This is a genomic window from Pedobacter lusitanus (assembly GCF_040026395.1).
Taxonomy (GTDB): Bacteria; Bacteroidota; Bacteroidia; order Sphingobacteriales; family Sphingobacteriaceae; genus Pedobacter; species Pedobacter lusitanus.
The window spans coordinates 287190-309339 of sequence record NZ_CP157278.1 but is presented as its reverse complement, the minus strand read 5'-3'; the positions used below and the strand labels follow the sequence as shown (position 1 = coordinate 309339).

Here is a 22150-nt window from a genome sequence, read left to right as displayed (position 1 = left end):
ATGAGTATAAAAATAAACGCGGTATCAAAACTGCTGATTGGTGACGGCATAATATGCCTGTTATTATGCTGGTTTTTGTTTGCTTTACCTGCCAGACTTTTTGTTTCCCCTACTTCTTATGTGGTAGAAGCAGCCAATGGCGAACTGTTGAATGCGGCCATTGCCTCAGACGGGCAATGGCGTTTTCCTGCTGCAGATTCAGTACCGGATAAATTTGCCAAATGTATAATAGCCTTTGAAGACAAACGTTTCTATCAGCATCCGGGTATAGATCTGCTGGCTATGGTGAGGGCTATGCGTCAGAACTTTCGTGCTAAAGGAATTGTAAGCGGAGGCAGTACGCTAACCATGCAAACCATCAGACTGAGCCGCAGACAAGACCGGACCATCATCCAGAAGTTATTTGAAATATTTCTTGCCTTGCGCCTGGAAGTAAGACATAAAAAAAAAGAAATACTTAAACTATATGCAGCTAACGCTCCATTTGGAAGTAATGTAGTTGGACTGGAGGCAGCTGCCTGGAGATATTTTGGCCGTAGCCCGAAAACGCTATCCTGGGGAGAAATGGCTACACTGGCAGTCTTACCAAACAGTCCGCGACTGGTACACCCCGGACGCAATATAACCCGTCTGATCACGAAAAGAAATAACTTGCTGGATCAGCTGGCAAAATTAAAAATCATAGATCAGGCTACCGCGAACCTATCCAAACTGGAGCCTGTGCCAGGTAAACCCAGACCATTACCACAAAACGCACCACACCTGCTGAACAGATTTAAAACTGAAAGAGCAGGTTTGAAAATCAAAACTACCAGAGTAAGGACAACATTGAACGAAGCTTTACAATTAAAAATCAATGCATTATTAAAAAGATACAACAACAGGTACAGAGCCAATGACATCGATAATATTGCAGCACTCGTATTAAATGTTCGTAATGGTACTGTTATGGCCTATGCCGGAAATATTTATCAGCCGGAGAATGCAGGTTTGGAAAGTCATGTTGATATGATCAGAGCTCCCCGTAGTCCGGGCAGTACCTTAAAACCTTTGCTATACGCAAGTATGTTAAACGATGGACTGATCCTGCCTAAAACGCTAATTCCTGATATTCCTACACAAATAGGTAATTACTCCCCGCAAAACTATGATCTTGGTTATGATGGCGCGATAGCTGCTGATCGTGCGTTGAGCCGATCGCTGAACATTCCGGCTGTCCGGCTATTACAGACCTATAAATATCCGCGTTTTTATGATCAGCTAAAAAAAATGGGGTTTTCTACGCTCAGTCAACCCGCCGATCATTATGGCTTATCACTCATTCTGGGTGGCAGTGAAGTAACCATGTGGGACCTGGCTAAAACTTATATGGGTATGGCCCGATCACTCAACCACTACAATGATTATCATGGATATTATAATCCGCATGACTATGATGCACCGGGTTATATCAAACAAAAACCAGATGAAAAACCAGATGAAAATGAACTTCAGCGTAGTTCTCTTTTAGACAATGGGGCAATCTGGAGTACGTTTAATGCGATGGAAGAACTGATGCGTCCGGGCGATGAAGGTTTGTGGGAACAATTTTCATCTTCCCAGCGGCTGGCCTGGAAAACCGGAACAAGCTTTGGATTCCGGGATGCCTGGGCTATTGGTCTTACCCCCGACTATGTAGTTTGTGTTTGGGTTGGAAATGCAGATGGAGAAGGGCGGCCAGGATTAACCGGAATAGATGTTGCCGCACCGGTATTATTTGATATTTTCAGACAACTACCTGCAGGTAAATGGTTTGAAATGCCCAAGAACAAATTAAAGAAAACATCTATCTGTCTCCAAAGTGGATATAAAGCCGGCCAGTACTGTCCTGACCGTATTGAAGAATATGTATCTTTTGCAGGTGAAAAAACAGTGATCTGTCCTTACCACAAAACCATACATCTTGACCGTAGCAGTACTTTCCGGGTTACCGATCAGTGTATCAGCCCGGCAGATATGATTCATCAGTCCTGGTTTATATTGCCACCGGCGATAGAGTATTATTATAAAATAAAACACAGTGATTATAAACCTCTTCCTCCATTTATGGAAGGATGTGGTGATGCAGGTAATAATTATGTAATGGATATGATCTATCCAAAAAACAATGCTGCTATTTATATTCCACTGGAACTTGATGGACAAAGAGGAAAAGTTATCTTTACAGCGACCCATAAAAATCCATCTGCAAAAATCTACTGGCATATAGATGATCAGTATGTAGCTACAACAGCACATAATCATCAGCTTAGTCTGAGCCCGACATCAGGAAAACATATATTAACCCTGGTGGATGATAAAGGAGAAAGATTTGTACAGCAATTTACTATACTGGACAGAGAGAAACATTAGTCGGCAGATAATGGTCTTAAGAGCTTACGTTCTGCACCACCGGTAACTATAAAATATTGGGCAATCATATAAATTACAACAATCAGTAAATCAGAAGATTTGAAGGAATTGATAAAGTAAGTATGTGCTAAAATCGCATCAGCTACAATAAAAAAAAGGACACCGGTAAGAATTAACTTAAAGCTAAGCTGATTGACACGCTGATTTCTGAAGGCAGCCATCATAGCAAACAGGGCAACAATAAAAATGCAAACCAGTACAGGCAGTCTGAAAGTCCCCAGATGTGGTCTGAGATAGAAATAAAACGCAGTAAAAATAATGGCACTGCTGAATATAGCAATTCTGGCCCCTTTCTTATCGAGCTCCTGGGCGGAGCGAAAATCGAGGTAAAATGCACCAATATAAAACAAATGGCAAATCACAATGGCAATAAGCCCATATGAAGAATAGGACGGATCATACCCCCTCAGCAGAAACAAAGTACTGCCGGTAAGGGCGAAAACCAATCCTGTGAATAACCTTTGATGGAAACGGCCGCTTAATTTTGTAGTTAAGCAGAAAAAAACAAGCGGTATAAGCGTAATACATGGTATTAAACCATAGTTCAAAAGCGTCAGTTGCTTGTATCCGGAAACCAGCACTAATATAAATAGCAGTGCGTAAACCAGGTTAAACAGCAGGTATTTTCTTATCATAACCTTTATCCAGCATAATTAAAAACCATCTGAAATAAGAACCAGGGATTATACCATTAAAGCCTGGTTCTCTATGTGATGATAGAAAAATCGATCCAATAGAAAAAAGCTAATTAATAGCTTCTTTCTCTGTTGTTGTTGTTGCGTTTGAAACCACCGCCACCACCAGCACCGCCAGTATTAGGTTTTTCTTGTGCTTCAGCAACTTTGATACGGTTACCATTGTAATCGCCACCGTTCATTCTCTTAATCGCTTCTTTAGCCTCTTCGTCTACTGGCATCTCTACGAAACCAAAACCACGACTCTGACCAGTTTCACGATCTTTGATAATTCTAAGTGATTTTACCTGACCGAAATCACCAAATACGGCTGTTAATTCATCTTCCCCTACTTCTAAAGGAAGGCCTGTAATAAATATCTTCATTAATGTCTAAAAATTTCCTCAAAGGTACAAAAATCATACCTTTTATTTGCAATCAGATTGTAAGTAATCCATAAAATATTTATTTAATTGTATAAAAGATACAAACAAGTGTTATAAACTTCTGCCGGGCAGCTCAATTATCCGCTCCATACAAAAGTCTCTGCCGTCATGATTCCATTCCAGTAAAAGTTTCCATATTCCCTGCGGAACATCTTCTATCGGGACATGCAGCAGTCCATGTTCGTCACTGCGTAGAAATTTAATATCCTGTTTAAGCTCAGGATCTGATGTGCAGTTAAAAAAAACTTTAACGGCCACAGGATGATCAAAAGAAAAAGTCACCGTTTTCATATAATTTAATTTATTTATTAAGCAACAGTTAAATCTATATTATGCTCAATAATCAACTATACAACAACAACTGATTTTCAATGTTTTAAAAATATCTAATATAAAATAAGGCCTACCCTCTTCCTGCCATTTTTATTAATTTATGAGCCAGATCTTTGCCCAGATAGTTATCAATTATACTATGGACCACGTAAAGTATAGGTGTCATTAAAATAGCGACCAGAAACTTATAGGTATAATTCACTAGTCCGATAGCGGCCACCATCTGCCAGCTCCAGTGATATTGAGGGTTGAGATAAAAGGCAATAAAAATCACCACAAAACTATCTATCAGCTGGGACACCAGTGTAGACCCCGTTGAACGCAGCCATAAAGCCCGTTCACCTGTTATCTTTTTAATCTTATGAAAGATAAGTACATCAGCAAACTGACCGATTAAAAATGCAGCAATGGAGCCAACGATAATCCACATACCCTGTCCAAAAATACCCGCAAATGCATTGTCCATGTTCAGCATCCGTCCGTTAATCTGCTGATTTACCCAGAAATCAGACGAATTCAGATTCATTGCACCCCAGACTATAAAAAATGCATAGGCTATAAGTATAGCGGTTAATATCGAAAGGAACCGAACCTGCTTCATACCAAAGTATTCATTGATAATATCAGTCATGATAAAAATCAGTGGCCAGGTCAGTACACCGGCCGACATATGAAAGGACAGATTTGGAACTCCCAATAAATTAATATTAAAATGTTTTATCCCGAGTGTGCCTTCCACACTAAATATTTTAACACCAATAAATTCAGAAAGAATAGTGTTAGCTACAAAAAAACTCCCCAGTACAAGCAATAATCTGCTCTCTTTAGTTTTAAAAGTCATACGTATCGCAAATTATTAAATATAGACTGAATTTTAAACACGCTCACCATAAAACAGCGAATATTTTATAATTTTGCCCGCACATGATAGCTACATACTCGAAACTTCCGGGAATATCCAACACTATTTTTTCAGTGATGTCCCAGTTAGCGGCTGAACACAACGCCATTAACCTTTCTCAGGGATTCCCTGATTACGACTGTGATCCTAAATTGATTGAACTTGTTGCGGATGCAATGAGAAACGGGCATAATCAATATGCACCAATGATGGGTGTTCAATCTTTAAGAGAGCTGGTTGCCGATAAAGTAAATCTTCAATATGGATCAAATTATCATCCTGATACAGAAGTAACCATTACTGCTGGTGGCACACAAGCCATATTTACTGCTTTGACAGCCTGTATTCAGGCTGGTGATGAGGTTATTATTTTTGAACCTGCCTATGATTGTTATGCTCCTACTATAAAAATGCTGGGCGGACTGGTTAAATCTTATGAGATGACCCCTCCTGATTACAGTATTGACTGGGAAATGGTAAAAAAACTATTTACTGCCAGTACAAAAATGATTATTCTGAATAGCCCGCATAACCCAACCGGTACGGTACTGACGGAAAAAGATGTTAAAGCATTAATTAAACTAACCAAAGGTACAGATGTCCTGATTCTGAGTGATGAAGTTTATGAACACCTGGTTTATGACGGGGTAAAACACAATTCACTTGCTTCTTATGCTGAATTACGTGAGCGGACGTTTATAGTGGCTTCTTTTGGTAAATTACTACACACAACCGGGTGGAAAGCAGGCTATTGCATAGCACCTGAGCCACTGATGAAAGAATTCAGAAAGATCCACCAGTTTAATGTATTCAGCGTAAATACGCCAATGCAGATAGGTATAGCGAATTACCTGAAAGATCCTTCAGTATATCTCGGACTATCAGTCTTTTTCCAGGAGAAACGTGATTTATTCCGTTCAATGCTCGGGCAAACCAAGTTTAAATTACTACCTTGTAAAGGTTCCTATTTTCAATGCGTGAGCTATGGCCATTTCAGTGATGAGGAAGATACTGTTCTAGCTAAGCGGTTAATTACAGATATCGGTGTGGCATCTATTCCGGTTTCTGCATTTTATATCAGGAATACAGATCACCGGGTACTGCGTTTTTGTTTCGCCAAAAGGCAAGATACGCTTGAAAAATCCGTTGAAAGATTAATGAAACTATAATTTCACGTGCCTATTACCTTATCAATATATGGAGAACCCAAACAATCTCAATATTAATAATCTTAAAATAACCATTTTTCAGGCTTATTTATTTTGGGAAAATATAGACAAAAACCTGCAGAATATATCTCTGCGTTTGTCTTCTGGTGTAAAGGAAAAAACAGATCTTATTGTATTGCCGGAAATGTTCAATACTGGCTTTAGTATGCATGCAGCAGAACTGGCAGAAGAAATGGGCGGCAAAACAATGACCTGGATGGCAGAAGCAGCTGCCAGATATGAATGTGTAATTACCGGAAGTCTGATTATCAGAGAAAGCGGCAATTATTATAACCGGATGATCTGGATGCTGCCAACCGGCGAATATCAGCACTACGATAAAAGACATCTTTTCGGCATGGGTGAAGAAGATCAGAATTATACTTCAGGCAATGACAAAATAGTTGTTGAACTGAAAGGCTGGAAAATCAGACTGGCCATTTGTTATGATCTCAGATTCCCTGTCTGGTTAAGAAATAATGACGAAGCTTATGATCTTTTACTGGTGATCGCCAGCTGGCCGGATAAACGTATACCTCACTGGAAAGCACTGATCCCTGCAAGAGCAATAGAGAACCAGAGCTATGTTGTTGCCGTTAACCGTGTTGGTCATGATGGTAACGAAGTTTATCATAGCGGTCACTCTATGTGTATAGATGCTTTTGGTAATACTGTTTACTACAAACCCGAAGACGAGGACCTTTACACTTTCAGCGTAAATTACGAAGAACTGGTAAAAATACGCCGCGGCTTCCCGTTTTTGAAAGACGCTGATCAGTTTAAGCTCATAAATTAATTAAAAAACTATATTTAAATCCGGCCTGGGCCGGATTTTTCTGTTTAAAGACCTTTTACTAATAACTTATTTAATGTAATCTTGTAGCTCAATAACCTAAACCGTTTTTATGTTTGATCGTAGAAAATTCATTAAATGCTCCGCCTTATCTGCCTCTCTGCTGGCGATTGACAAAAGCGGAATGGCTAATATCCTGCCCTCTTCCAGTACAAAGACCCCAGGAAAACCGATAGTTATTTCCACCTGGGATTTTGGTATTGCAGCTAATCATGCAGCCTGGGGAGTATTATCAACCGGCGGCCGCTCACTTGACGCTGTTGAAAAGGGTGTTCAGGTACCCGAAGCAGACCCGAAAAATCAAAGTGTAGGTTATGGCGGATTACCTGACAGAGATGGAAAAGTTACCCTCGATGCCTGTATTATGGATGATTTGGGCAATTGCGGTTCAGTTGCAGCTCTTGAACACATTATGCACCCTATTTCTGTAGCCAGACTGGTGATGGAAAAAACACCACATGTGATGCTTGCTGGTGACGGAGCATTACAGTTTGCTTTAGAAAATGGTTTTAAGAAAATCAATCTGCTCACACCAGAAAGTGAAAAAGCATGGAAAGAATGGCTTAAAACAGCAAAATATGAGCCGATTATGAATATCGAGAATAAACTATATGATAAAGCCGCTCCAACCAGATTACCTGGTAATCAATATAATCATGATACTATAGGTATGCTGGCACTTGATGCCAGTGGAAATTTATCAGGTGCCTGTACCACAAGCGGCATGGCCTTTAAACTACATGGCCGTGTGGGTGACAGTCCTATTATCGGCGCCGGCTTATACGTAGATAACGAAATCGGAGGAGCTACTTCAACAGGTGTCGGAGAAGAAGTAATCCGTAATGTAGGCAGTTTTCTGGTTGTAGAACTGATGCGTCAGGGTTATCCGCCAGAAGAAGCCTGTAAAGAAGCTGTAATGCGAATCATTAAAAAGAAACCTGCAAAGGCTAAAGAAATTCAGGTAGGATTTTTAGCGCTGAATAAAAAAGGACAATACGGTGCTTATGCTATCCAGAAAGGATTCAGTTATGCTGTTTGTACAGATGAAAACAAAGATCTTTTAATCCCCGGAAAAAGTTATTACTAAAATTTACAGCTATGATTGAAATGGAAGTTTGCGCCAACTCTGTAAGTTCCGCACTGGAAGCTCAGCAGGGAGGTGCAAAACGGGTAGAATTGTGTGCAAGTCTGACAGAGGGAGGAACTACCCCGAGTTATGCAGAAATTAAACTGGCCAGACAACTGCTCCATATTGAAGTCTTTCCTATTATCAGACCCAGAGGTGGAGATTTCCTTTATACAGATCTGGAATTTGAGCTGATGAAGGAAGATATAAAAATCTGTAAAGAACTAGGTTGTGACGGGATTGTAACAGGTATACTGACCGCAGATGGTCAGGTAGACAAAAAACGCTGCGCCGAACTCATAGCACTGGCAAAGCCTATGCAGGTTGCTTTCCACCGGGCTTTTGACATGGTAGCAGATATGGAAGAAGCGCTCGAAGACCTTATTTCGCTCGGTATAGTACGTGTCCTGACTTCCGGAGGTAAAACCAGTGCGGCAGATGGCGCAGCCAGACTTGCAGCACTGATTATTCAGGCAGACGAACGTATTGCTATCATGCCCGGTGCCGGCGTCAATACTGCTAATATCGGCCAGCTGATCAGCCAGACTGGTGCAAAAGTATTCCATGCATCCGCCAGGAAAAATCACAGCAGTAAAATGCTGTTCAGAAATAAGGAATTAAACATGGGGAATGAAGCAGATGAATATAGTTCTGCACTTACAGATGCAGAACTGGTCAAAAAATTACTTGAACTGGCAAACAGTGCGGAATAATCAAGCTAATGTTCTATATTTGCGGCACTGATGAAGCACATACGTAATTTTTGCATAATTGCACACATTGACCATGGTAAAAGTACCCTGGCCGACCGTTTACTTGAATACACCAATACAATCACCCAGAGAGAGTCACAGGCTCAGTTACTGGATGACATGGATTTGGAACGTGAACGTGGTATTACCATTAAAAGTCATGCTATCCAGATGGATTATATCCAGGATGGACAGCCTTATATATTAAACTTAATTGACACTCCCGGACACGTAGATTTTTCTTATGAAGTTTCCCGCTCAATTGCTGCCTGCGAGGGTGCGCTGCTGATTGTAGATGCTTCACAAGGTATACAGGCACAAACTATCTCCAATCTTTATTTAGCACTCGAGCATGATCTTGAGATCATCCCTATTTTAAATAAAATGGACTTACCTGGTGCTATGCCTGAAGAAGTCAAAGATCAGATCATTGAACTGATTGGTTGTAAGAGAGAAGAAATCATTCCTGCCTCTGGAAAAACCGGACAGGGTGTTCATGATATCCTGCGGGCTATTGTTGAGCGTGTACCTGCACCAGTAGGAAATCCTCAAAGCGAGTTACAGGCTTTAATTTTCGACTCTGTATTTAACTCTTTCCGTGGGATTATTGCCTATTTCAAAGTACTTAACGGTGAAATCCGTAAAGGCGATAAAGTGAAGTTCGTAGCTACCGGTAAAGAATATATCGCTGAAGAAGTTGGTACTTTAAAACTGAAACAGGCTCCGAAAGACGTCATTAAAACTGGTGACGTAGGGTATATTATTTCTGGTATTAAAGAAGCCAGAGAGGTAAAAGTTGGAGATACGATTACTCATAAAGATCGCCCGAGTCTGGAACCAATCAAAGGATTTGAAGAGGTTAAACCAATGGTATTTGCGGGTATTTATCCTGTAGATACAGACGAGTTTGAAGAATTAAGAGAGGCAATGCACAAATTGCAGCTCAATGATGCTTCTATTGTATTCGAACCGGAATCATCAGCAGCATTAGGTTTTGGTTTCCGTTGCGGATTCCTGGGCATGCTGCATATGGAGATTATCCAGGAGCGTTTAGAGCGTGAGTTTGACATGACGGTAATTACTACTGTTCCCAACGTGTCTTACCAGGCAATGACTACCAAAGGTGATTTAATTATTGTAAATAACCCTTCTGATCTTCCTGACCCAAGTAAAATGGAATATGTGGAAGAACCATATATCAAAGCAAATATCATTACCAAGGCTGAGTTTGTAGGACCTGTAATGTCACTTTGTATTCAGAAAAGAGGGATTATTGCCAACCAGTCGTATCTGACATCAGACCGTGTGGAACTTGTTTTTGAGATTCCTATGGGAGAGATCGTATTTGATTTCTATGACCGTCTGAAAACAATTTCCAAAGGATATGCTTCTTTTGATTATCATCAGATTGGTTACCGTAAATCTGACCTTGTCAGATTGGATATTCTGTTAAATTCAGAACCTGTTGATGCATTATCTTCCTTAATTCACCGTAGTAATTCTTACGATTTCGGAAAGAGAATCTGTGAAAAATTAAGAGAGTTAATTCCCCGTCAGCAATTTGAGATTATTGTTCAGGCCTCTATTGGTGCTAAAATTATCGCCAGAGAAACTGTAAAAGCTTTACGTAAAGATGTAACCGCAAAATGTTATGGTGGTGATATTTCACGTAAACGTAAATTGCTTGAAAAACAGAAAAAAGGTAAGAAACGTATGCGCCAGGTAGGTAACGTGGAAATTCCACAGACTGCATTTATGGCCGTATTGAAATTAGACTAATCGTATAACCTACAAAATATAGCGTTTGATATGCAGTTACTGGACGGAAAATTCGCATCAGAAAAGATTAAATTAGAAATAGCGGCAGAAGCGGCAGATTTTTTAGCACAAAGCGGACGTAAACCTCATTTATTAGCCATACTGGTAGGTAATGATGGCGGAAGTGAAACTTATGTGGCCAGTAAGATGAAAAACTGCGAAAAAGTGGGCTTTCAATCTTCACTGATCAGATATAATACAGATGTAACTGAAGAAGAGTTGCTTGAAAAGATTCGTGAGATTAACAGTGATGCAGGTATAGATGGACTGATTGTTCAGCTTCCGCTTCCAAACCATATAGATCCGGAGAAAGTAACCGAAGCAATCGACCACCGTAAAGATGTAGACGGCTTCCACCCGGTAAACCTGGGACGTATGATGCGTAACCTGCCTTGTTTTATCCCTGCTACTCCTTATGGTATCCTGTTATTACTTAAAGCTTATGGAATTGATACTGCAGGTAAACATTGTGTAGTTGTCGGACGTAGCAATATTGTTGGCAGCCCGATGAGTATTCTAATGGCACGTAACGCAAATCCAGGAAATTGTACAGTGACACTGACACACAGTAAAACTGCCAATCTGAAAGAAATTGCTTTACAGGCAGATATTATTATTGCCGCTATAGGGAAAAAGAATTTTGTTACTGCAGATATGGTGAAACCAGGTGCGATCATTATTGATGTAGGTATTAATAGAGAAGTATCGGAAACAACAAAATCAGGTTATAAATTATATGGTGATGTTGATTTCGAACATGTAGCTCCATTAGCTTCATGGATCACACCGGTACCTGGTGGAGTTGGCCTGATGACTATCGTTGGTTTACTTAAAAACACTCTGGCCTCAGCTAAAAAAGAAATCTATCCTTAAAAATAAGATAATTCTGTTTATCAGGATATTTAGCAGGTGTTATCCTGAAATAAACTGATGATTTACAGCTTAAATGGCTGAATAATTAATTTGTATCGCAATTAATTATTCAGCCATATTTTTTATTAACTCTGCTCACGCGGGTTATTACAGGTCTTTCAACACCAAACTTTTATCCAGCCTGAACCAGCCTCCCTGTCAGGATCCCGGAATAACAATATCTGAAGATTATTTTTTAAAGAAACGGCTGAACAAACTTTGTTTAAATCCGGCATAAAAACCATCTGCTTCCTGACGTACCGGATAGATATTGATATAATCGCCCTGCCCCTCTGCTCCTCTTCCGCTAACTAAATCATAGGCATAGCGGTGAATAGGGCAAATAAGTTTTCCTTTTTCGCACCATCCTCCACTTAGTATACCACCGGCATGAGGACAAGTATTTTGTACCAGATGAATCTGATCCTGATGTCTGAGCAGGCATAATTTTTTACCGGCAATGTTTAACTGCCTGACAAAATCCCCTTCGGGAATTTCCACATCAATTTTATACCAGCGTAATTCAGCCATTGATGCTCTGCTTATTCATAGATTAGTCATTTAAATATGGTCAATATACATATATTCCCATTTTCCATGCATATTTATTTAACTTTGCCTTTTGATATATGGCACATAATATTCCAGCAGACGGCACATTGCTTCCATTAATGGAAGAATTTTACACTATTCAGGGTGAAGGTTTTAACACAGGCAAAGCTGCCTATTTTATTCGTCTTGGAGGTTGCGATGTGGGTTGTCACTGGTGTGATGTGAAGGAAAGCTGGGATGCTGAACTTCACCCGCTGACTTCAGCTGATGATATTGCAGAAAAAGCAGACACCTTTCCTGGTAAGGCCGTAGTCATCACTGGTGGAGAACCATTGATCTACAACATGGATTACCTGACAAAAAAACTTCAGGAGAAAAACATCCTGACTTTTATTGAAACTTCCGGTGCTTATCCCCTGTCCGGCAGCTGGGACTGGATTTGTCTGTCTCCAAAAAAATTCAAAGCTCCACGTCCGGACATTACCCCTTTCGCTAATGAATTAAAGGTAATTGTCTTTAATAAAAGTGATTTTGAGTGGGCAGAAAAATATGCAGAAACGGTATCTCCTACCTGTAAACTTTATCTTCAGCCTGAGTGGTCAAAATCCAAAGAAATTACGCCTATGATTATAGATTATGTAATGGCTAACCCGAAATGGGAAATTTCATTACAAACACATAAATATTTAAATATTCCTTAATCGGTTAATTGACAAGACCTGTCCTTTAAACAAACAGTAATACCTTTTGAGCATCCGTATCTTTTAGATAAAAAGCTATGCAGATCTTCAAAAGGTATTGCTGTTTTTTTATTAAGTTTATCCTGTAACATCAAAAGCTGTTTCAACTAAAAATTAAACAGTAATTCTGCCTGATCTAATGAGAAAAACATGAAAAAGACTATACCTGTAATTTTCTATCTGTTGTTCCTATGCAGTGATTTTATCCTGGCACAGGAATCTCCCATAAAAAAAGCACAGCAGAATTTTGATTATGCACAAAAGTCCCTGCTTGCAAAAGATTATGATGCAGCAGCTAAACAACTGGAAGATGCGGTTGCTGCAGATCCATCATTTCAATTTGCTTTTACTCAGCTGGCAGATATTTACAAATTAAAAAGGTCTTTTGAAAAAGCCAGGTTAAACTATCAGAAAGCCATTGATATTACAATTATTCCGGTAGCTCCGAGAGTCTATTATTCACTGGGTGAGGCAGAATTAAATAGTGGTGAATATGCCAGTGCAGGTAAACATTTTGCCATATTCAAAGAACTTTACAAAGGTAAAGAACAGCAAATGATACTAAAAGCCGGTAAATATATCATGGATTGTGATTTTGCTGTCATCGCTATAAAAAAACCGGAAAAATATGATCCTGTTAATCTGGGAGCAGCCATCAATACAAAAGACAGAGAATATTTACCTACGCTGACAGCTGATGGATCAACACTTATTTTTAGCCGTACCACAGATGGAAATGAAGATTTTTATATTTCCCGTAAAGTAAACAAAGAATGGAAAACTGCCATACCACTGAGTGATCAGATCAATACGCGGTTTAATGAAGGTGCACAATCTATTTCTCCGGATGGTATGTATCTTTTTTTCACAGGATGTAATCGCCCTGATGGCTTAGGAAGCTGCGATCTGTATGTGAGTCATAAAAGCGGAAATAACTGGGAGGCTCCATTTAATTTAGGTGCAACGGTCAATTCTTCTTCATGGGATTCCCAGCCAGCTGTAAGCCCGGATGGGAATACACTATATTTTGTAAGTAACCGTCCTGGAGGAATCGGTGGATACGACATCTGGAAAACCACATTAAATAGTGAGGGTGAATGGAGCAAGCCGGAAAATCTGGGTCCGGAAATTAATACGATATATGATGAAAATACCCCATTTGTACATCCGGATGGAAAAACCTTATACTTCTCCTCTAACGGATGGCCTGGTATGGGAAGTATGGATATCTTTTACAGCCGCATGCAGACCGGTGGAAAATGGGGCAAACCAGTGAATATCGGTTACCCTATCAATACGTTCAACGAAGAAAGCGGATTAATGGTTAGTCCTGATGGAACAGAGGGATATTTTTCTTCTGTACTGCAAGGTGGTTTTGGCGATATGGATATATACAGATTTAAACTGCCTGAAGCTGCAAAACCACTACCAATCACCTATGTTAAAGGGATAGTCAGGGACAAAGAAACTCATGGTTTCCTTGAGGCTAAAGTGCAAGTAGTCAATCTAAAAACGAAAGAAACTAAATTTAACGACTTTACATCCAGAGATAATGGAGAGTTTCTGGCAGTAATGCCCCTTGGCAGCACCTATGCTTTTAATGCAGTAGCTGATGGATATCTGTTTTACTCAGACAATTTTGAACCCGGACAAGCAAAAAACACACAACCTTATATCCTGGAGATTGAACTGGAAAAACTCAAACCAGGTGCAAATATGGTTCTGAAGAATATCTTTTTTGACACAAATAAATTTGAGCTGTTAGCCCCGTCGCTTACAGAATTGACAAATCTGTTGCAGTTATTGCAGGCTAATTCTTCTGTGACTATAGAGATTCAGGGACATACAGATAATGAAGGAAATGCAGATGCCAATCAGAAATTATCTTTACAGCGGGCTAAAGCAGTATATGATTACCTGATTGCCAGCAAAGTAAATCCGGACCGGTTAACTTTCAAAGGCTTTGGAGCTACAAAACCTATTGCATCAAATGAGCAGGCAGCAGGCAGACAGCAAAATCGCAGAACATCATTTATTATTACGGGTATATAACTGGCTGGAATAAGCCAAAATTTAAACACTATAACCGGAGATTCTAATTATTTCAGGTGTATTGTTTTGCAATTTTCATTTCCGGTTTTTTGACACAGGTATATAAAACCAGGACAAAAAACCATTCTACAGGCTTCATCAGCAGATATATGATATTTGAACGCATAGGTGTATTAATCCGTTTTGACAATGGATAACCATATTGATCGTACAATCTTCTTATGTAGCGGTGAAAAACCGGTGAAATATCCTGTATTAATTCTTCAAAAGCATTCGCGATCTGTAGCTGTCTGTTCACAATGATCTGATGTCCGTGACGGTTACCAAGCCGGATAGGTTTTACCAGGTCAGGATTCCCACAAGCAGCTACTGTACACAAATAATGTCCCTGGTGATCCAGAAAAGGAGGATGTGCTTTTTGCGAAAAATGCCAGCCCGTAGTTTCAGTAAAAACCCTGGTAAGCGCATGTGAATCCTGGCCACACAGGATTAAAATTACAGTTATTACAATAAATACAGGGATTAGTAATATAATTACCCAAACCGGTTGCCATTGTGTAGCGGCCATCAGCCGGTTAAGATAACCTAATATTTTGTTCCGGTAAGTTCTGTTTACGGCATGATGGCTTTCTTCTTTCGTTATTCTGATAATCAGACTGATAGCAGAAATGATATATGCAAGAGGCAGAAACACAAAACACCAACCCACATTTCCATCAGAATTTTCTACAACCTGTAGTATGACAGCAACGCTAATCATCAAAGCGATTGTGATCACCGTAAGCGCTAGCACCACTATTACCGGAGGCAGATCCCTTCCTTTCAGCCAGAGAACAATAACAGCATATATGGCCACCATAAAAAAAAGAAACAAAGTCAGCATGTGTTTTGTAGCAAATGGCGTATATCCATTATCGACAGGGTCAATAGCCAGATTAAAATCAGATGAATAAGTTGACAATCCAACTAAAAAAAGCAGTACTGAAAACCCCGCAAGGCTAATCATAAAATATTCAGTAATTCCCCTCTTCAAACTTACAAAGCTTCTGAATTGTTTATAGATCAGGAAGCCAATAATTGGCGGTATGATAAAAAATAAGATCAGTGCGACTATTTCTGAAAATTTCATAGGCAACAAACAAAAAAGGCTGCTCATTAAAATTATGACACAGCCTTTTATAATATGAGTAATAGTGAGTCTTAACTCACTGCTTTTCTGATTTTGATCAGTTTCACAAGTAACTGCTCCAGTAAATCCAGATGCAGCATATTAGCACCATCAGATTTAGCATGTGCAGGATCAGGATGAGTTTCAATAAATAAACCATCGGCACCAACAGCAATTGCGGCCTTCGCAATAGTTTCAATTAACTGAGGTTTACCACCGGTTACCCCCGAACTCTGATTTGGCTGCTGTAAAGAATGCGTTACATCCATCACGACAGGTACACCAAATGACTGCATTTCCGGTAAACCACGATAGTCAACGATCAGGTCCTGATAACCAAAAGTATTTCCTCTGTCAGTTAACACAACCCTCTTATTTCCAGCCTCATAAATCTTTTCGACTGCAAATTTCATTGATCCGGCAGAAAGAAACTGTCCTTTTTTCACATTCACTACTTTTCCTGTTTTCGCAGCAGCAATCAGCAGATCCGTCTGTCTGCATAAAAATGCAGGGATCTGCAATACATCTACATAGGCAGCAGCCATAGCAGCTTCAGCACTTTCGTGAATATCAGTTACAGTTGGAACACCAAAAGTCTTTCCAACCTTCTCTAAGATCTTTAAGGCTTTTTCATCTCCAATACCGGTAAAAGAATCTCCTTTGGAGCGGTTTGCTTTTCGGTACGATCCTTTAAAAATAAAGGGAATTTCCAGTTGATCTGTAAGGGTTACAATCTTTTCAGCAATTCGCATTGCGATTTCTTCACCTTCGATTGCACAAGGGCCGGCCATTAAAAAGAAATTGCCGGAAGTAGTATGTTTTAATTTATCTAATTCAAAATTGACCATGCTTAAGCTTAATTTCCAAGTTCTGACATGAACTTGATTCTCATTAATTGTATCTCTTCACGCGTATAATCCGTCTCTCCCAAATCTTTCAAAGCTTCATCAATTGAATCATTCTCTGCTGCACGGAAGTAATCAAATACTTCGTCCTGACGATCGTCATCCAGCATCTCATCTACAAAATAGTTCAGATTCAATTTGGTGCCGGAGTTGACAATTGCCTCGATTTCCTTCAGGATTTCACTATAAGTGATTCCTTTGGATTTAGCAATATCTTCCAGTCCGATCTGTCTGTCTACATTTTGTATAATAGAAACCTTTAACTGTGATTTATTAGCCTGTGTTTTAATAATCAAATCTATTGGCCGCTCAATATCATTGTCTGTCACATATTTTTTGATCAGTTCAATAAATGGTGTACCAAACTTCATAGCCTTACCATTTCCAACTCCGGAAATCTGTTTCAGCTCATCCATCGCTATGGGATAATGCGTACACATTTCTTCTAAAGAAGGGTCCTGGAAAACAACAAAAGGAGGAACATTTTTCTGTTTGGCAATCTTTTTTCTCAGATCTTTCAGCAATTGCAACAATTGCGTATCCAGCGTTCCGCTGCCATGTTTTACATCATCTTCTTCGTCGTCTGCCGCACTTTCAATAGGTACATTCAGAATAAACTTAAGACTGTAAGGGTTTTTAAGGAAATCATTTCCTGAGTTGGTCAGTCTTAACAAACCATAATTATCAATATCCTTTGATAAAAAGTTATTAAGTACGGCCTGTCTGACAAGCGATTTCCAAAGATTCTCACCCTCTACCTTACCCAGGCCAAACTCAGGCAGTTTACTGTGCTCATAGGCGATAGTCTGTGCAGTTTCCATCCCCAGTAATACGCAGAGGATATGGGCATCATCAAACTTTTCTCCTATATTTTTAATCAGCGTAAGCGCAACTTTAAGCGGCTCTTCTGCTTCAAAATACGTTTTAGGCTTTTTACAGTTGTCACACATACAGTTACAACCGGTCTCATTAAAGTTTTCACCAAAATAATGCAGTATCTGTTTTCTGCGACATACACCTGATTCGGCATAATCAATCACCTCCTTAAGAATCTGCGTACCAATTTCACGCTCAGCCACCGGCTTGTCTTTCATGAATTTGGCCAGCTTATCGACATCCTTCTGTGCATAAAATGCAATACAGACACCTTCTCCGCCATCACGACCTGCTCTACCCGTTTCCTGATAGTAGCCTTCCATGCTTTTAGGAATATCATGATGTATTACAAAACGGACATCTGGTTTATCGATACCCATCCCGAAGGCTATGGTAGCAACAATGACTTCAACATCTTCCATCAGGAACTTGTCCTGTGTTTCTGCTCTGACTTTGGGTTCTAAACCTGCGTGATAAGGCAAAGCCTTGATTCCATTCAGGTTTAACGCTTCTGCAACCTCCTCTACTTTCTTTCTGCTCAGACAGTAAATAATACCGGATTTACCCGTATTGTATTTAATGTACCTGATCATCTCTTTGATCACATCCCTTTTAGGGCGTATCTCATAAAATAAGTTGGGTCTGTTAAATGAAGACTTAAACAGCGTGGCATCTGCCATCTGCAAGTTCTTGATAATATCCTGCTGTACCTTAGGTGTTGCTGTTGCTGTTAAAGCAATAATTGGAATATCTGGTCCCAGGCCGCTAATCACCTGGCGTATCCTCCGGTACTCCGGACGAAAATCATGTCCCCATTCTGAAATACAATGAGCTTCATCAACCGCAACAAAAGAGATAGTAATAAGCTTCAGAAATTCGATATTATCCACTTTGGATAATGATTCTGGTGCTACGTATAATAATTTAGTCTGACCACTTAACAAATCACTTTTTACCTGGGCAATTTCCGACTTGTTTAAAGAAGAATTCAGGAAGTGTGCAATACTGTCACTTCCACCAAAAGCTCTCAGTTGATCCACCTGATTTTTCATCAGCGCAATAAGCGGTGATATCACTATGGCAGTACCCTCTGACATTAGAGCCGGTAATTGATAACAGATGGATTTCCCCCCACCTGTAGGCATAATTACAAAGGTGTTTTTCCGCTCAAGAACATTGGTAATAATTGATTCCTGATCCCCCTTAAAATTGTCGAAACCAAAAAAGGTTTGTAAGTTGTCAAACAACGACTTTTTCACATCCATTTTGTGTATAAAATATTCAGTGCTATTTTTGATTCAAAATAACATAATTTTGCAACAATTAAAGCATCAATATACTAAATATTTCTCTTTGAAAAGTAAAAAATCTATTATCACAGCGGGGATCAACACTTTACAAGCGGAAGCACAGGCGATACTTGGACTCATAAATCACATAAATGATGATTTTGCCGTGATTGTAGAGCGAATTATCGCCGGAAACGGCCGCGTAATTGTCACTGGAATCGGCAAAAGCGCCATTATTGCGCAGAAAATCGTTGCCACTTTCAATTCTACAGGTACTCCTTCAAGTTATATGCATGCCTCAGATGCAGTTCACGGAGACCTCGGAATGATACAGAAAACGGACATCGTAATCTGTATTTCCAAGAGCGGAAATACACCCGAAATCAAAGTACTTGCACCCCTGCTAAAACAGTGCGGAGCATTGCTTGTTGCCATGGTTGGTCAACTGGAATCAGAGCTTGCCAAACAGGCAGATCTCATCCTGAATACAACGGTAGAAAAGGAAGCTTGTCCAAATAACCTGGCGCCAACTACCAGTACAACGGCACAGCTTGCCATGGGGGATGCACTTGCTGTCAGTCTGCTTCTGGCAAGAGAATTCAGTGCTCAGGATTTTGCACGTTTTCATCCTGGCGGATCTTTGGGAAAAAAATTGTATCTTAAAGTTTCTGATCTCGCAGAACGAAATGCCAAACCGAGTATCCGGTCCGGTGCTTCTGTCAAAGATGTGATAATTGCAATTAGTAAAAACCGTTTAGGTGCTGTAGTTGTTGTTGATGATAGCAAAATTATGGGTATCATTACCGATGGAGATATCAGAAGAATGCTGGAAAAATATTCAGATCTTGCAGATCTGACAGCAAAGGACATTATGAACAGCAAACCAAAAATGATAGATAAAGATACTTTAGCAGTGACTGCATTCGAGCTGATCAGACAATCCAATATTACACAATTATTAGTCACCGATGCCAATGATTATTTTGGTATCGTACATTTGCACGACCTTCTTCATGAAGGTTTATTATAGTTTAATCCTAATATGAACAAAAATAATTACGCCCTAATCATGGCCGGTGGCGTTGGCAGTCGTTTTTGGCCCGTAAGCAGAGTTGAACACCCAAAACAGTTTATAGACTTTTTTGGTGTAGGAAAAACACTAATACAGAGCACATACGACCGTTTTTTAAAAATATGCCCACCAGAAAATATATTTATTGTTACCAACGAAATCTATGTTGACCTGGTTAGAACACAGTTGCCTGATATTGAAGAAAACCAGATTCTTGCAGAACCGATCATGCGTAATACAGCACCCTGTATCGCTTATGGCTCAATGAAGATCACAGAAATCAATCCGGATGCGACCATTGTTGTCGCGCCATCAGATCATACGATATCAAATCTGGACGCATTTATAGCCGCCATAGAGCAATCTTTAGACGCGGCCAGGGAAAACAACTGCCTGATCACCCTGGGGATCAAACCCAGCCGCCCTGACACGGGCTACGGCTATATCCAATATGTAGAGACAACCTTACCGACTGACCCACAGATTAACAAAGTGAAAATCTTCACCGAGAAACCTAATCTTGAACTGGCCAAGTCATTCCTGCAAAGTGGTGATTTCTTATGGAATGCCGGTATCTTCATCTGGTCAGCTAAAGCTATCAATGATGCATTCAGCAAGCATTTACCTGACATGTATGAAATTTTTCATATAGGTGCATCTTTATACAACACAAAAGAAGAAAAAACCTTTATTGGCAATGCTTATCTGCAATGCACTAATATTTCCATAGATTTCGCCATTATGGAAAAGGCTGATAATGTTTATGTGCTGCCTACCGATTTCGGATGGTCAGATCTTGGAACATGGGCATCTATTTATGATATGGCTGATAAAGATTATGTCGGGAATGCAGTTATCCCATCTGAACAGGTAATGATGTTCAATTCATCAAACTGTATGGTGAATGTACCTGAAGACAAACTGGTTATTCTGCAGGGCCTGCATGATTATATTGTAGTGGAATCTAATAATACACTGTTGATTTGTCCCAGATCTGAAGAACAGAGCGTGAAACAAATCGTAGCAGATGTAAAGTCCAATTTTGGACAGAAATTTATATAAAACCTGTAATTAACAGGCTTTTAAGCGCTGGTTTAAAATTCGGAAGATAAATTTAAACCGGCGCTTAATTATTACCGCGTTGCCTGATGGCTTCATACAAAATAACGCCGGTAGACACCGAAACATTCAGCGAACCGATCTCTCCAAACATAGGAATCTTTGCTAAATGGTTAGCCATGCGCATAATATCATTTGATATACCTTCATCCTCCGCACCCATTACAATCGCAGTTGGAGCAGTGTAGTCCGGTGCATAAATCAGATCATTTGTCTTTTCAGTACAGGCAACAATCTGCAAACCACAATCCTGAAGAAAAAGTGCTGTTTTATGTAAATTCTGCTGACGGCAAACCGGAATGGTAAATAATGCACCTGCAGAAGTTTTAATAGCATCAGCATTGATCTGAGCAGAATTTTTAGCTGGTACAACAATTGCGTGTACACCTGTACAAGCTGCAGTTCTGGCAATCGCCCCCATATTTCTTACATCAGTAATTCCATCGAGAATAAGGATTAGCGGAACCTCTCCTTTTTCATAAATCAAAGGAATAATATCTTCAATTTTCTGAAATGTAATAGCAGAAATTACAGCAATCACTCCCTGGTGATTTTTCTGTGTCATTCTGTTTAGTTTTTCTACAGGAACGTTGTGTACGGGAATATCGGTACCTTTGAGTAAACCTTTAAGCTCAGGAATAATTTCTCCCGTAAGACCACGCTGCATATATATACTCTCTATATCTTTTCCGGCTTTAATTGCTTCAATTACAGCACGTATACCGAATACAAATTCATTATTTTCTTTAGGTCTGGGTGACCTTCTAAAGTTTTCCATTTATTCTTATTTACCCGCAAAAATAGCTGAAATAATGGGAATTGAGGAATCGTTTTTCCAGCGACCATATATTGTCTCCTGCTACCCGAAAAAAGCGGCAAAAATTTAAGCATCGTTTTCTACTG

The 22150-nt window shown here is 39.7% G+C and carries 20 protein-coding genes; 11 read left to right on the top strand and 9 right to left on the bottom strand.

The window, feature by feature from the left end; genetic code table 11:
* Entirely contained in the window at positions 1-2391 is a 2391-nt protein-coding gene (gene pbpC, locus PL_RS01435) for a penicillin-binding protein 1C (protein WP_041885021.1), read from the top strand.
* On the opposite strand, the gene PL_RS01430 is transcribed toward pbpC, so the two are convergent.
* From PL_RS01430 to PL_RS01415, 4 genes are all read right to left on the bottom strand, one after another.
* On the bottom strand, positions 2388-3086 hold the full coding sequence (locus tag PL_RS01430) for a lysoplasmalogenase (protein ID WP_041885023.1): 699 nt from the start codon (positions 3084-3086) through the stop codon (positions 2388-2390). The two genes, pbpC and PL_RS01430, sit on opposite strands and share 4 nt — an antisense overlap.
* A 113-nt stretch (positions 3087-3199) precedes the next feature.
* The gene (locus tag PL_RS01425; protein WP_041885026.1) at positions 3200-3511 is read right to left on the bottom strand and encodes an RNA recognition motif domain-containing protein; all 312 of its coding nucleotides are present in this window, start codon (positions 3509-3511) and stop codon (positions 3200-3202) included.
* A 111-nt stretch (positions 3512-3622) separates the two neighbouring features.
* On the bottom strand, positions 3623-3862 hold the full coding sequence (locus PL_RS01420) for a hypothetical protein (RefSeq protein ID WP_348620825.1): 240 nt from the start codon (positions 3860-3862) through the stop codon (positions 3623-3625).
* A gap of 112 nt (positions 3863-3974) precedes the next feature.
* The gene (locus PL_RS01415) at positions 3975-4745 is read right to left on the bottom strand and encodes a queuosine precursor transporter (protein ID WP_041885036.1); all 771 of its coding nucleotides are present in this window, start codon (positions 4743-4745) and stop codon (positions 3975-3977) included.
* An 83-nt stretch (positions 4746-4828) separates the two neighbouring features.
* Here PL_RS01415 and PL_RS01410 point away from each other — a divergent pair, with 83 nt between their 5' ends.
* From PL_RS01410 to PL_RS01385, 6 genes are all read left to right on the top strand, one after another.
* Positions 4829-5974: a methionine aminotransferase gene (locus tag PL_RS01410; protein ID WP_348620823.1), complete on the top strand. Its 1146-nt coding sequence runs from the start codon at positions 4829-4831 to the stop codon at positions 5972-5974.
* Between the two features lie 28 nt (positions 5975-6002).
* A complete protein-coding gene (locus PL_RS01405) occupies positions 6003-6809 on the top strand; it encodes a nitrilase family protein (RefSeq protein ID WP_041885039.1) in 807 nt (268 codons plus the stop codon).
* A gap of 109 nt (positions 6810-6918) precedes the next feature.
* On the top strand, positions 6919-7953 hold the full coding sequence (locus tag PL_RS01400) for a N(4)-(beta-N-acetylglucosaminyl)-L-asparaginase (RefSeq protein ID WP_041885045.1): 1035 nt from the start codon (positions 6919-6921) through the stop codon (positions 7951-7953).
* Between the two features lie 11 nt (positions 7954-7964).
* On the top strand, positions 7965-8705 hold the full coding sequence (locus tag PL_RS01395; RefSeq protein ID WP_041885049.1) for a copper homeostasis protein CutC: 741 nt from the start codon (positions 7965-7967) through the stop codon (positions 8703-8705).
* A gap of 30 nt (positions 8706-8735) precedes the next feature.
* Positions 8736-10523 carry a translation elongation factor 4 gene (gene lepA / locus PL_RS01390; RefSeq protein ID WP_041885050.1) on the top strand — a complete coding sequence of 596 codons (1788 nt, stop codon included), beginning with the start codon at positions 8736-8738 and terminating at the stop codon, positions 10521-10523.
* 30 nt (positions 10524-10553) lie between these two features.
* Entirely contained in the window at positions 10554-11435 is an 882-nt protein-coding gene (locus PL_RS01385) for a bifunctional 5,10-methylenetetrahydrofolate dehydrogenase/5,10-methenyltetrahydrofolate cyclohydrolase (RefSeq protein WP_041885053.1), read from the top strand.
* Positions 11436-11663: 228 nt separating this feature from the next.
* On the opposite strand, the gene PL_RS01380 is transcribed toward PL_RS01385, so the two are convergent.
* Positions 11664-12005 (bottom strand): Rieske (2Fe-2S) protein, encoded by a 342-nt coding sequence (locus PL_RS01380; protein WP_041885056.1) that lies wholly within the window; start codon positions 12003-12005, stop codon positions 11664-11666.
* A 98-nt stretch (positions 12006-12103) separates the two neighbouring features.
* Between PL_RS01380 and PL_RS01375 the strand changes: the two genes are divergently transcribed.
* Both PL_RS01375 and PL_RS01370 read left to right on the top strand, forming a co-directional pair.
* Positions 12104-12727, top strand: coding sequence for a 7-carboxy-7-deazaguanine synthase QueE (locus PL_RS01375; RefSeq protein WP_041885057.1), 624 nt, complete (start codon positions 12104-12106; stop codon positions 12725-12727).
* Between the two features lie 189 nt (positions 12728-12916).
* The gene (locus PL_RS01370; protein WP_041885058.1) at positions 12917-14818 is read left to right on the top strand and encodes an OmpA family protein; all 1902 of its coding nucleotides are present in this window, start codon (positions 12917-12919) and stop codon (positions 14816-14818) included.
* A gap of 52 nt (positions 14819-14870) precedes the next feature.
* Here PL_RS01370 and PL_RS01365 read toward each other — a convergent pair whose 3' ends face one another.
* From PL_RS01365 to recQ, 3 genes are all read right to left on the bottom strand, one after another.
* Positions 14871-15947, bottom strand: a complete 1077-nt coding sequence (locus tag PL_RS01365) for a DUF6688 domain-containing protein (protein WP_041885063.1) — start codon at positions 15945-15947, stop codon at positions 14871-14873.
* Between the two features lie 71 nt (positions 15948-16018).
* Entirely contained in the window at positions 16019-16834 is an 816-nt protein-coding gene (kdsA, locus tag PL_RS01360) for a 3-deoxy-8-phosphooctulonate synthase (protein WP_041885066.1), read from the bottom strand.
* 8 nt (positions 16835-16842) lie between these two features.
* On the bottom strand, positions 16843-19032 hold the full coding sequence (gene recQ, locus PL_RS01355; RefSeq protein WP_041885069.1) for a DNA helicase RecQ: 2190 nt from the start codon (positions 19030-19032) through the stop codon (positions 16843-16845).
* Positions 19033-19120: 88 nt separating this feature from the next.
* Between recQ and PL_RS01350 the strand changes: the two genes are divergently transcribed.
* A complete protein-coding gene (locus tag PL_RS01350) occupies positions 19121-20086 on the top strand; it encodes a KpsF/GutQ family sugar-phosphate isomerase (RefSeq protein ID WP_041885072.1) in 966 nt (321 codons plus the stop codon).
* Between the two features lie 12 nt (positions 20087-20098).
* Complete coding sequence (locus PL_RS01345; RefSeq protein WP_041885074.1) at positions 20099-21190, top strand: mannose-1-phosphate guanylyltransferase; 1092 nt, start codon at positions 20099-20101, stop codon at positions 21188-21190.
* A 64-nt stretch (positions 21191-21254) separates the two neighbouring features.
* Here PL_RS01345 and rlmB read toward each other — a convergent pair whose 3' ends face one another.
* Positions 21255-22025, bottom strand: coding sequence for a 23S rRNA (guanosine(2251)-2'-O)-methyltransferase RlmB (gene rlmB, locus PL_RS01340; protein WP_041885076.1), 771 nt, complete (start codon positions 22023-22025; stop codon positions 21255-21257).
* Positions 22026-22150: the final 125 nt, after the last annotated feature.

Coding starts and splice junctions, on each gene's coding strand:
- pbpC (WP_041885021.1), top strand. CDS start 1: ATGAGTATAAAAATAAACGCGGTATCAAAACTGCTGATTGGTGACGGC.
- PL_RS01430 (WP_041885023.1), bottom strand. CDS start 3,086: ATGATAAGAAAATACCTGCTGTTTAACCTGGTTTACGCACTGCTATTT.
- PL_RS01425 (WP_041885026.1), bottom strand. CDS start 3,511: ATGAAGATATTTATTACAGGCCTTCCTTTAGAAGTAGGGGAAGATGAA.
- PL_RS01420 (WP_348620825.1), bottom strand. CDS start 3,862: ATGAAAACGGTGACTTTTTCTTTTGATCATCCTGTGGCCGTTAAAGTT.
- PL_RS01415 (WP_041885036.1), bottom strand. CDS start 4,745: ATGACTTTTAAAACTAAAGAGAGCAGATTATTGCTTGTACTGGGGAGT.
- PL_RS01410 (WP_348620823.1), top strand. CDS start 4,829: ATGATAGCTACATACTCGAAACTTCCGGGAATATCCAACACTATTTTT.
- PL_RS01405 (WP_041885039.1), top strand. CDS start 6,003: ATGGAGAACCCAAACAATCTCAATATTAATAATCTTAAAATAACCATT.
- PL_RS01400 (WP_041885045.1), top strand. CDS start 6,919: ATGTTTGATCGTAGAAAATTCATTAAATGCTCCGCCTTATCTGCCTCT.
- PL_RS01395 (WP_041885049.1), top strand. CDS start 7,965: ATGATTGAAATGGAAGTTTGCGCCAACTCTGTAAGTTCCGCACTGGAA.
- lepA (WP_041885050.1), top strand. CDS start 8,736: ATGAAGCACATACGTAATTTTTGCATAATTGCACACATTGACCATGGT.
- PL_RS01385 (WP_041885053.1), top strand. CDS start 10,554: ATGCAGTTACTGGACGGAAAATTCGCATCAGAAAAGATTAAATTAGAA.
- PL_RS01380 (WP_041885056.1), bottom strand. CDS start 12,005: ATGGCTGAATTACGCTGGTATAAAATTGATGTGGAAATTCCCGAAGGG.
- PL_RS01375 (WP_041885057.1), top strand. CDS start 12,104: ATGGCACATAATATTCCAGCAGACGGCACATTGCTTCCATTAATGGAA.
- PL_RS01370 (WP_041885058.1), top strand. CDS start 12,917: ATGAAAAAGACTATACCTGTAATTTTCTATCTGTTGTTCCTATGCAGT.
- PL_RS01365 (WP_041885063.1), bottom strand. CDS start 15,947: ATGAAATTTTCAGAAATAGTCGCACTGATCTTATTTTTTATCATACCG.
- kdsA (WP_041885066.1), bottom strand. CDS start 16,834: ATGGTCAATTTTGAATTAGATAAATTAAAACATACTACTTCCGGCAAT.
- recQ (WP_041885069.1), bottom strand. CDS start 19,032: ATGGATGTGAAAAAGTCGTTGTTTGACAACTTACAAACCTTTTTTGGT.
- PL_RS01345 (WP_041885074.1), top strand. CDS start 20,099: ATGAACAAAAATAATTACGCCCTAATCATGGCCGGTGGCGTTGGCAGT.
- rlmB (WP_041885076.1), bottom strand. CDS start 22,025: ATGGAAAACTTTAGAAGGTCACCCAGACCTAAAGAAAATAATGAATTT.